Source organism: Fusobacterium sp., from assembly GCF_029258315.1.
Taxonomy (GTDB): Bacteria; Fusobacteriota; Fusobacteriia; order Fusobacteriales; family Fusobacteriaceae; genus Fusobacterium_B.
The window spans coordinates 1-8,314 of the sequence record NZ_JARHZE010000108.1 but is presented as its reverse complement, the minus strand read 5'-3'; the positions used below and the strand labels follow the sequence as shown (position 1 = coordinate 8,314).

General features: G+C 28.3%; 9 protein-coding genes and 1 riboswitch. Of the genes, 6 read left to right on the top strand and 3 right to left on the bottom strand.

The genetic code is table 11. The annotated features are described in order from the left end of the window. Positions 1–658: sensor histidine kinase (locus Q1J48_RS07425; RefSeq protein WP_300362341.1), on the top strand; the 658-nt coding region annotated here is incomplete at its 5' end. 60 nt (positions 659–718) lie between these two features. Here Q1J48_RS07425 and Q1J48_RS07420 read toward each other — a convergent pair. From Q1J48_RS07420 to Q1J48_RS07410, 3 genes are read right to left on the bottom strand one after another with little or no spacing between them, the layout of a single operon-like run. Beyond that, positions 719–1,693 (bottom strand): ABC transporter substrate-binding protein, encoded by a 975-nt coding sequence (locus Q1J48_RS07420; protein ID WP_300328479.1) that lies wholly within the window; start codon positions 1,691–1,693, stop codon positions 719–721. A gap of 25 nt (positions 1,694–1,718) precedes the next feature. After that, complete coding sequence (locus tag Q1J48_RS07415; RefSeq protein WP_300362339.1) at positions 1,719–2,462, bottom strand: ABC transporter permease; 744 nt, start codon at positions 2,460–2,462, stop codon at positions 1,719–1,721. Beyond that, positions 2,459–3,172 (bottom strand): ABC transporter ATP-binding protein, encoded by a 714-nt coding sequence (locus tag Q1J48_RS07410; protein ID WP_300328484.1) that lies wholly within the window; start codon positions 3,170–3,172, stop codon positions 2,459–2,461. The genes Q1J48_RS07415 and Q1J48_RS07410 overlap by 4 nt, the downstream gene beginning before the upstream one ends. Positions 3,173–3,246: 74 nt before the next feature. Continuing rightward, positions 3,247–3,339, bottom strand: a riboswitch (TPP riboswitch). Between the two features lie 167 nt (positions 3,340–3,506). Here Q1J48_RS07410 and Q1J48_RS07405 point away from each other — a divergent pair. The 5 genes from Q1J48_RS07405 (at position 3,507) to Q1J48_RS07385 (ending at position 8,302) form a co-directional block, all read left to right on the top strand. Beyond that, complete coding sequence (locus Q1J48_RS07405) at positions 3,507–4,172, top strand: YoaK family protein (RefSeq protein ID WP_300328487.1); 666 nt, start codon at positions 3,507–3,509, stop codon at positions 4,170–4,172. Positions 4,173–4,188: 16 nt separating this feature from the next. Continuing rightward, complete coding sequence (locus tag Q1J48_RS07400; protein WP_300362336.1) at positions 4,189–5,421, top strand: aminopeptidase; 1,233 nt, start codon at positions 4,189–4,191, stop codon at positions 5,419–5,421. A 76-nt stretch (positions 5,422–5,497) separates the two neighbouring features. Further along, positions 5,498–7,303, top strand: coding sequence for a translation elongation factor 4 (gene lepA / locus Q1J48_RS07395; protein ID WP_300328493.1), 1,806 nt, complete (start codon positions 5,498–5,500; stop codon positions 7,301–7,303). A 20-nt stretch (positions 7,304–7,323) separates the two neighbouring features. Continuing rightward, entirely contained in the window at positions 7,324–7,671 is a 348-nt protein-coding gene (locus tag Q1J48_RS07390; protein WP_300328496.1) for a zinc ribbon domain-containing protein, read from the top strand. A 10-nt stretch (positions 7,672–7,681) separates the two neighbouring features. After that, positions 7,682–8,302, top strand: coding sequence for a LysE family transporter (locus Q1J48_RS07385; RefSeq protein ID WP_300362334.1), 621 nt, complete (start codon positions 7,682–7,684; stop codon positions 8,300–8,302). The last annotated feature ends 12 nt before the right edge of the window (positions 8,303–8,314 follow it).

Here is an 8,314-nt window from a genome sequence, read left to right as displayed (position 1 = left end):
TTTTGTTAATAATGCTTCTCATGAATTAAAAACTCCTATTTTTATAATAGATGGATATATCAATTTGATTAAAAGGTGGGGTATAAATAATAAAGAAATCTCCTCAGAAGCCATTGATTCTATATGTGAAGAAACCAAAAATATGAATTCTTTGGTTCAAAAACTCCTTTTTCTTGCAAAGGACAATAAAAATATTATAGAAATTCAAAATATAAATTTAACAGATATTATCCAAAATATTTTATCTGATTTAAAAATAATCTATCCAAATCAAAAAATATTTTTCACTGGGAAAGAAATCTTTATTAAATCGGATCCTCATTTAATCAGGCAATTATTTTTAAACTTAATAGAAAATGCTATCAAATATGGAAAAGAAAATCCTATTGAAATTGAGATAGCTCATAATAAAAATATAAGTGTTAGTATAAAAGATTTTGGAGAAGGTATAAGTGAAGAAAATTTAGAACATATATATGATAAATTTTTTAGGGTTGATAAAGCTAGAAGTAGAAATATGGGAAGTCATGGATTAGGAATGTCTATTGTCAAAAAGATTATAACTATTTTAAATATAGATTTAGATATAAAAAGCACACTTAATAAAGGAACTACCATAATAGTAACCCTTCCCCTATCTTCAATATCATCAAAATAATTTTTAAAGAAAAACTGCATTTAAAACCTTTAATAAGATTTTAAATGCAGTTTATGTTTATTATAATTCTATCATCATATCTTTTGAATCTATTTTTTTATTAATCATTTTTTGATCATACATCCATTTGATATTTTCTTCCCAAACTTTTTCATCTTGTGATAAGAATTTAGAATCTTTTGTTTCCATTAAAGGTATTAAGATATCAATACTTTGTTTTTCAACAGTTTTTGTTAATGGGAATTGATCAGCCTCTTGTTTCTTTAATAATAATTCAACAGCTCCCTCTGGATCTTTTTTCATATCTGCGTATCCTCTTCTTATTGCTCTTAAGAATCCTTGGTAAAGTTCTTTATTTTCTTTTACCATATCTTCATTAGCAACAAAAACTTCTTCATAATAGTTAGGGAAACCAAAATCAGTTGGATAGAAATAATTTACTTTTACACCTTTTTCTAATAAAACTGGAACTTCATGGTTTACAAATCCTCCAAAAGTTGCTGCAACACTATTTGTTAAAGTAGCTGTTAAAAGATCAAATCCTACATCTAATAATTGAGCTTTTGAAGAATCTCCACCATCAAGGTTTATAACTGTACTTAATAATTTTTCAGCAACATCCCCTTGAGAATATCCAACTTTTTTTCCAACTAAATCCTTTGGTCTTTTTATATTATTTTCCTCTTTAGCTATTACAACATTTAGAGGTCCTTGTGTTATAGCTCCAATAGATTTTACAGGTATTCCTTCATTTGCTCTTGCCATTATAAGTTGATGTAAATAATACATTCCTACATTTGCTTTTTTAGCAGCTGGTAAAGCTAAAGGATCTGATACATTTGCTGGATAGTGAATTACTAAGTTAATTCCCTCTTCTTCAAAATATCCTTTTTCCTCAGCTAAATATAAGAAACTGTGGATTGCATTTGGATACCAATCCAAAACAACGCTGAAATCTTTAAGTTTTTTATTATTTGCACCAAAACTTAAAGCACAAGTTAAAATAAACACTAACATAAATTTTAATTTTTTCATTTTTTCTCTCCTTTTTATTTATATATTATTGTTTTTTTACCCAAATTAATAATTTATCCTCAACTATTGAAATAATTTTTACTATAAGAATTACTATTACAGAAATTAAAACCACTGGTGCAAAAACCCCAGCTCCGTCAAGTTGAGTCATCATTCTTTTACTAAAATATCCAAGTCCTGCTGTGGCTCCCAACCATTCTCCTATGGTAGCTCCTATTATTACAAAAGGAACTGCCATCTTTAAAGCTGAAAAAAAGTACGGCATCACAGAAGGTAATTTTAATTTTATAAAAATATCCCACTCACTAGCATTCATACTTTTAAAAAATTCTAAATACTCCTCTTTAACAGATTTCAACCCTTGAGATAAATTTATTGTCACAGGGAAAAAAGTAATAATCACTGCGACTAAAATTTTTGACCAGATTGAATAACCAAACCAAAGTATAAAAATTGGTGCTAAAGCTGTTATTGGTATAGTTTGACTTGTTACTAAAATTGGATATATCGCATTCTCTATTTTTTTACTTCTGTCCATTAAAACAGCCAATATAATACCTATTCCCAGAGAAAGTCCCAAAGATATTCCAGCAATTTTTAAGGTTTCAACCAAATGATAACAGATCAAAGTTTGTTTTAATTCCCAAAATCTTTTTATTATTAAAGTCGGCCATGGAAGAATAAAAGAAAGATTTATATATCTTCCTAAGATTTCCCAACCAATAAAAAACATCAATGAAATTATAGTTGATGAAGATATTTTTTTCATATCCTTCCACCTCCTATATCAAATAAAATTTTTTCTTTTAACTCTGTCATTTTTTCTAAATCTTTTTTTAAATCTTCTGAAATAATATATTCCTTCAAATGACTTAAAGGTTTATCCTCACATACAAGTATTCTATTTGATAAAAATAGAGCCTCATTTATATCGTGAGTTATAAAAATAACACTTTTATTAAAGTTCTTTAATACTTCTAACAACCATTTTTGTAAATTTTCTTTTGTTATTGCATCAAGAGCACTAAAAGGTTCATCCAGTAAAAGAATATCAGCCTCTGTTAAAAGAGTTCTTATAAAAGAAACTCTCTGTTTCATTCCTCCAGACAATTCATAGGGATATTTATTTGCATACTCTTTCAAATTTAATTTTTCTAAATATTCATATGCTTTCTTTCTCCCCTCTTCTAAATCTCTTTTATTTAGCTCCACAGGAAGAATTATATTTTCTAAAACTGTCCTCCAAGGTAAAAGCAAATCTTTTTGAGGCATATAAGCTGTCTTTTTTCCTATTATCTCCCCTGAAGTTTTTTCATTTATTCCACTAATTAATTTTATAATGGTTGATTTTCCACAACCACTACTCCCTACTATTGAAATAAATTCATTTTTTCCAACTGAAAATGAAAGATTTTCTATTAACTTTTTATTTTTTTCATAAGAAAAAGAAACATCTTTTATCTCTAAAACTTTTTCCATTGTTACTCCTAAAATTTTACAAAAAATAAAAAAATTATTTTCCTTGACCCTACTTTAAACCAAAAGAAAATAATCAAAAAAACTGACTACTTCCCTTCGCTAGCATTATCTAGAATCAGGTCAATAAGGGTCATACTCTCAGCACATTTGCTCCCCTAGTAGTATCTATAAATTCTTAACTAATATCTTATCACAATCTAAAAACAAATTCAATTTCTTTTTAAATTATAAACTTATTTATTTTTAAATATATTTTTTAAAATAACATATTCTTTTTAAAAAATATGTGGTAAAATTCAATTATTATAATTAGTTTTGGGAGGAAATTTTTTTTATGAATGGTCATCAAAATGTGGTTTTATTTTGGATAGGTACTTTGAGTTTTATTAGTGGTTATGCAAATGTTTATGGAATAATTTTGATAGGTTTAACCCTGACGCATTTCTCTGGAGATGTTTCAAAGGCTGCTATTCATTTAGCTTACCACAACACTTTAGATGATCAGATAATTAAAATTATATTTGGACTATTCCTTTTTTTATGTGGAAATGTTTTTGCTGGTTTTTTAATTGGTGAAAGAGCTTTTAATATGAAAAAACGTTATGGATTTGTTTTTTGGGGGATAGGTTTTGCTATATTTCTAATCTATATTTTATTTGGTCATAATAAAAATTTCACCTATATTCTTTGTCTTACCACAGGTATTCAAAACGGACTTTTTATGACTTATAAAGGTATTCTTATAAGAACTTCACATATAACTGGAAGCATTAGTGATCTAGGTGTATATATTGGATATAAACTTCGTGGAATTAAGGTTGATAATATAAAAATTTATTACTATTTAACTACTATTATAGCTTTTTTTACTGGGGGAGTTTTTGCTGGGTATCTTTATGATAAATTTGGAAATGATGCTATTATTTTAGTTCCTATTTTATATTTTTTAGTTGGAACTGAATATTTCCAAATAAAAAGAGATGTGGAAGAAAATAAATAATTTAAGGAGTTAAAAAATGATAAAAAAAGAAACTTTAAAAAAATATGTAGACTTAAGTTTAGAAATTGGAGTTAATCTACAAAAAAATCAAATTTTAGTTATAATGTCTCCTGTTGAAACTGCTGATTTTACAAGATTACTTGTTGAAAGAGCTTATCTTCTTGGAGCTTCTGAAGTAGTTGTTCATTGGAGTGATGACTTCTGTAAAAAAATGACTTTTACTTATGGAGAAAAAAATATTTTTGAAGAAATGCCTCAATGGCAAGTTGATTCTTTTATGCATTATGCTAATAAAGGGGCTGCTTTCTTAAGTATCTCTGCTTCTGATCCTGAACTTTTAGCTGGAATTGACGGAGAAAAAATAGGAGCTTATCAAAAAACTAGGGGACAGGCTTTAAAACCATACTATGATAAATTAATGGTTAATGAATTCCAATGGAATATTATCTCTGTGCCAACTTTACCTTGGGCAAAAAAAGTTTTTCCTAATCTAAGTGATGAGGAGGCTATCTCTTCTCTTTGGAATGCTATCCTTAAATCTACAAAAGCTGACACAGAAAATCCTGTTGAAACTTGGAAAAATCATCTTAGTCTTTTAAAAGAAAAAATGGATTACTTAAATAAAAAACAATTTGAAAAGTTTGTTATAACTAACTCTTTAGGAACTAATCTAACAGTTAAACTTCCAAAAAATCATATTTGGGCTTCTGGAAAAGATGTGACTCAATCTGGTGTAGAATTTGTTGCAAATATTCCTACTGAAGAAGTTTTTTCTATGCCACATAAATATGGTGTAGATGGTATTGTCTATGCATCAAAACCACTTAATTATAGCGGAACACTTATCGAAGATTTTTCTTTAACTTTTAAAGATGGAAAAATTATAGATTTCTCTGCCAAATCAGGATATGAGGCTTTAAAAAATCTTATCAGTATTGATGACGGTGCTAAATATCTTGGAGAGATCGCTTTAGTTCCTTTTGATTCTCCAATATCTAATCTTGGAATTTTATTCTTCAATACCTTATTTGATGAAAATGCTTCTTGCCATCTTGCTATTGGACAAGCATATTCTAGTTGTATTGAAAACGGGGATAAGCTATCTTCAGAAGAGATGGAAGAGGTTGGAATGAATGATTCTCTTACTCATGTCGATTTTATGTTTGGAACAAGAGATCTTTCTATTGTTGGTTTTGAAAAAAATGGAAATTTTGAAAACATTTTTGTCAATGGAAACTGGGCTGAGTAATCATTTTCTTGAAATTTTTTGGTGTTTATTTTATAATATAGTGTATTAGAAAATTTTATTTTTTTAGGAGGTTTAAGTGCAACAAAAATTCAAAAGAAATTTTTCAATCATAGCTCATATAGACCACGGAAAATCAACTATTGCAGATAGATTACTTGAGGCTACTCATACAGTTGCTGAAAGAGATATGAAATCTCAGTTACTTGATTCTATGGATCTTGAAAGAGAAAAAGGGATAACTATCAAAGCTCAAGCAGTTACTCTATACTATGATGCAAAAGATGGAAATAAATATGAATTAAATCTTATTGATACTCCGGGACACGTTGACTTTATATATGAGGTATCTAGATCTCTTTCAGCTTGTGAAGGAGCTTTACTTGTAGTTGACGCCGCTCAAGGAGTTGAGGCTCAAACTCTAGCTAACGTTTATTTGGCTCTTGAAAATGATCTTGAAATAGTTCCAGTTGTTAACAAAATAGATTTACCAGCAGCTGAACCAGAAAGAGTAAAGAAAGAGATAGAAGATGTTATTGGGCTTCCAGCTGATGATGCTGTTCTTACTTCAGCAAAAATAAATCTTGGAATAGAAGAATTATTAGAGGAAATTGTTAAGAGAATCCCTTGTCCTAATTATGATGAAGAGGCTCCTCTTAGAGCTCTTATCTTTGACTCAAAATTTGATGATTATAGAGGAGTTATCACTTACATAAAAGTTGAAGATGGTTCTATTAAGAAAGGTGACAAAATTAAAATTTGGTCTACTGGAAAAGAGGCTGAAATTTTAGAATGTGGTATATTCTCACCTAATATGAAACCAACTAATGAACTTTCTTCTGGATCTGTTGGTTACATTATCACTGGATTAAAAACTATTAAAGACTCTAGAGTGGGAGATACTATCACTCATTTAAATAGACCTTGTGCTGATCCACTTCACGGATTTAGACCAGCACAATCAATGGTTTTCGCAGGAATTTATCCTATTTCAACAGATGATTATGGAGATTTAAGAGAATCTTTAGAAAAATTACAACTTAATGATGCTTCTTTAAACTTTGTTCCTGAGACATCTCTTGCTTTAGGATTTGGATTTAGATGTGGATTCCTTGGACTTTTACATATGGAAATTATAGTTGAAAGATTGAGAAGAGAGTATAATATAGATCTTATTTCTACTTCTCCTTCAGTTGAGTATAGAATTACTATGGAAGGAAAGCCTACTTATGTGATTGATAACCCTTGTGAATTCCCAGATGGTGGAAAATCTAAATTTATAATTCAAGAGCCATATATCAAGGGAAACATCATAGTTCCTAAAGATTATGTTGGTTCTGTTATGGAACTTTGCCAAGAAAAGCGTGGAATTTATATTGGTATGAGTTATATTGATGACACAAGAACAATGATCACTTATGAACTACCTCTTGCTGAAATAGTTCTTGATTTCTATGATAAATTAAAATCAAAAACAAGAGGATATGCTTCATTTGAATATGAACTAATAGATTATAGAGAAGGGGATCTTGTAAAAGTTGACATACTTGTTTCTGGAGAAGTTGTTGACGCATTTTCTTTCATAGCTCATAAAGATAATGCTGTTTCTAAAGGTAGAGCAATCTGTGAAAAATTAAAAGAAGTTATACCTAGACAACAGTTTGAAATTCCTATCCAAGCAGCTTTAGGAGCAAAAATAATAGCTCGTGAAACTATCAAAGCATATAGAAAGAACGTTCTTGCTAAATGTTATGGTGGAGATATAACTAGAAAGAAAAAACTTTTAGAAAAACAAAAAGCTGGTAAGAAAAGAATGAAACAAATAGGAAATGTTGAAATTCCTCAAGAGGCATTTGTATCAATTTTAAAATTAAATGATAATTAAAAATAATTAGGGAGCAATTTATGTTTTTTGTTATGGGGTTTGGTAGTAAAGATGAATTTTTAAAGAATATCTCTTTTAAATGTACAAATTGTTTAAATGAAAAGTTTGAATTATATCAAGTGTCCAATGTCTTTAGTTTTTTCTTTATACCTATTTTTAAATTTAATAAAAAATTTTTAATTATTTGTAAAAATTGTAAAAGTATCTATAAACTTAAAAATGAATCATTAAAAAAAGTTTTAGACTCATCTTGGGTAACTTATGATGACATAGAAGAAATTATTAGAAATAATAATGTTTGCAAAAACTGTGGTTGTATGGTAGATAAGAGTGATAAATTCTGTCCAAACTGCGGAAATAAACTTTAGATATAAGGGTGTGATTTATTTGTTAACAGCTACATTTTTTAAAGGCGTTATAACTGGATTAATTTTATCTTTTCCATTTGGTCCAGTAGGATTTTACTGCATGGAAAAAACTTTGACAGAGGGAAAAAAAGAGGGATATACAACAGCTCTTGGAATGATTACTTCTGATGTAATCTATGGGCTTATAGCTTTTCTTTTTGTTAATTTTGTAGATGATTTTATTTTTAAATATGAAACTCTTTGCAAAATTGCTGTTGGTGTCTTATTGATATTACTTGGAATTAAAAAATTAAAATCACCTGTTTTATTAGATAAAAAAATAGAACAAGGTTATAATTTTATTCAGAACTATTTCGTTGGTTTTGGTCTTGCAAGCATAAATATAACTGGAATTTTAACAATTCTTGGAATATATACTCTTTTAGGAATTGTTAGAGATCAAGATAATTATATGTATCTTGCTCTTGGAATTGCCTCAGGGGGAGTTACATCTTGGTTCTTTACAGTTAATATTATCTGCTTCTTTAGAAAATTTATAACTGATGATTTATTAATAAAACTTTCAAGAATTGCTAGTTTTATTATTATGACTTTTGGTATTATTACTTTAGGTTATATAATTTTTTCTTAAATAATTTATTTT